At 34.1% G+C, this 2,784-nt stretch carries 1 protein-coding gene and 1 pseudogene; both read right to left on the minus strand.

Going from position 1 to position 2,784, the window contains the following annotated elements:
* Positions 1–497 precede the first annotated feature (497 nt).
* Positions 498–1,730 carry a peptidase T gene (gene pepT, locus GW534_RS16600; RefSeq protein WP_246204217.1) on the minus strand — a complete coding sequence of 411 codons (1,233 nt, stop codon included), beginning with the start codon at positions 1,728–1,730 and terminating at the stop codon, positions 498–500.
* A 105-nt stretch (positions 1,731–1,835) separates the two neighbouring features.
* Positions 1,836–2,582 (minus strand): annotated as a pseudogene (locus tag GW534_RS16605) (glycosyltransferase family 8 protein); the annotation flags it as partial.
* Between the last annotated feature and the right edge of the window lie 202 nt (positions 2,583–2,784).

Here is a 2,784-nt window from a genome sequence, read left to right on the forward strand (position 1 = left end):
GAAGTGTTAATAGAGAGTTTCTATGAACAGAAATTGCATAAATTAGTGTGAAGAAGTGTTAATAGAGAGCTTCTATAAACAGAAACAGTATGAATAAGTTAGAAGAAGTGTTAATAGAGAGCCTCTATGAACAGAAATTGCATAAATTAGTGTGAAGAAGTGTTAATAGAGAGCCTCTATGAACAGAAATTGCATAAATTAGTGTGAAGAAGTGTTAATAGAGAGCCTCTATAAACAGAAATTACATGATTTTGCTAGAAGAAGTGCTCATAGATTGCGTTTATAACCAGATTTTTTGATTCCCACCAAAAAAGTGTTCAGATTACCACTGTAACCTGTTTTTGACTAACCTAGAGCCAAAAAAGTGTTTAGATCTCACAGCCGAACATTATTTGCCATAAAAAAGAACTGTCCTGAAGAGATTAAATTCTCAACAAGACAGTTCTTTTTACATAAAACAGAATGCCACAGTGGCACCCCACTCGCAAGATAAAGATTTACGCTTTTTCTTCATAAACCTTTGTAATCTCAATAATCACTTGAGTCGCTTTTTCCATCGTTTCTAAAGAAACATATTCAAATTTCCCGTGCATATTTTCGCCGCCAGCAAAAATATTTGGTGTCGGTAAGCCCATAAAGGATAACTGGGCACCATCAGTACCGCCACGAACCGGTGTAATTTTTGGTTCAATATCAAGGCGTTCTAATGCTTCCTTCGCATATTCGAACACTTCAATATTTTCTTCGATTTTCTCTTTCATATTGTAATATTGATCATTTAATTCAAGGGTTACAGTATCTTGACCATATTTTTTGTTTAAATCTTCAACAACTTTTGTTAAATGTTGTTTTTTCGCTTCAAATTTCTCACGGTCATGGTCACGTATAATGTAATAAAGCTTTGTTTCTTCAACATCACCATTCATTTGTAACAGGTGATAAAAGCCTTCGTAACCTTCTGTATGCTCTGGCGCCTCTTGGGCAGGAAGCATACTATTAAGCTCCATACCAATTTTCAAGGAATTTACCATTTTATCCTTGGCAGAACCAGGGTGAATATTGTTTCCTTTTATTGTAATTTTCGCTGCTGCCGCATTAAATGTTTCGTATTCTAATTCGCCCAGCGGTCCGCCGTCCATTGTGTAAGCATATTTTGCACCGAAACGTTCAACATCAAATTTATGTGGACCACGGCCGATTTCCTCATCAGGTGTAAAGGCAACACGAATTTTACCGTGTTTAATTTCAGGATGGTTAACAAGATAGTTCATTGCGGTCATAATTTCCGCAACGCCAGCTTTGTCATCTGCACCAAGTAATGTTGTTCCGTCCGTTGTAATTAATGTTTGTCCTTTGTATTTGTTTAAAGATGGAAACTGCTCTGGTGATAGAATGATATTTTCATCTTTATTTAAAACAATATCGCCACCATCGTAATTTTCCACGACTTGTGGTTTTACATTTTTACCAGTAAAATCAGTAGCAGTGTCTACATGGGCTAAAAATCCAATCGTTGGGACATCTTTATCCGTATTTGCAGGTAATGTTGCAAATAAATAACCATTTTCATCAAGTTCAACTTCTTCTAAGCCAATTTCTTTCAATTCTTGTTCCAACAATCTTAATAAGTCCCATTGACCGGGAGTGGATGGTGTAGTGTCACTTTCTTCGTTTGATTGCGTGTCAATTTTTACATAGGTAGTAAAACGTTTTAACAATTCTTCCTTCATGGAATCATCTCCTAGTTCATTATATTTTTGTTGTTTAAATTGTACCAATTTTGCATATCGTTGGTAAAATAATCCAAGGCTCCCTTTATAATCATGATGCCACGGTTTATCTTTCCCACAGTAATGAATGAAAATCGTATTTTTCTTGATCCAAAAAATATTGCCATAATCTTCTTTGCGGGATATTTTTCCAAATTCAAAAAAGCGTGCATCATAATTGTAAACATAACTGTTAACGGGTTTGATTTTATCCCAATAAAGACCGTTCAACACATCTTGATCAGGTAAAATAAGTTTCAATTTATTTTTTTCGATAAACTGATATATATCCTGCAAATCTACTAATTTCCTCATTAAAGCAACATTCATTAGGAGCACACCAGTATTAAAATATCCTTTAGCATTAGGGGTTTTCAATCGAAAATTATTGATTCCTTTAACAAGTCTTGCCGTATGTTCATGTTCGGAAGCAACAAAAAGGCAATCGTCAAAATCAGTATGATAAAAGTCGTGAATTGGATTAATGGCGACAATGTCAGGATCAAGGTATAAAATACGATCAACGTCTTTCGGTAAAAACAGGTGGGCGGCCAATCGGTAATACATTTCAACGGTGTAATGTCGAAAAACCGGAGCATCGCGAAACATATCTTCCCGTACAAAAATCGGGTGAAAATGCTGTCCATGTTCTTCAATATAAAAACGAAGTGAATCTAAATCTTGTTGGTTCAGTTCAGAGTGTATGAGATAAATTGTCAATATTTCATTAGGATTATTAATAAATAATGATTTGAGTAAAACTTTTAATGGAGGGATATAGTTGGAATTTAAAGTCACAAGAATATTAATCATGAAATAATCTCACCTCAATAATAGTAGATAATTCTATTTTATCACCTAAAAATTTTCAGGTAAAACTTTACATTAACAGGTAAGCCGGTGAATTTTCCAATTTTCTAAAATAGCACTCATGTAATTTTTAGTATAGAATATTTGGTTAGTATGTGAAAGAATGCTAGAAAAAGGAGATTATTTATGTTACGAAGATTTTTTT

Source organism: Pallidibacillus pasinlerensis, from assembly GCF_009996845.1.
In the GTDB taxonomy this organism is placed as follows: domain Bacteria; phylum Bacillota; class Bacilli; order Bacillales; family Caldibacillaceae; genus Pallidibacillus; species Pallidibacillus pasinlerensis.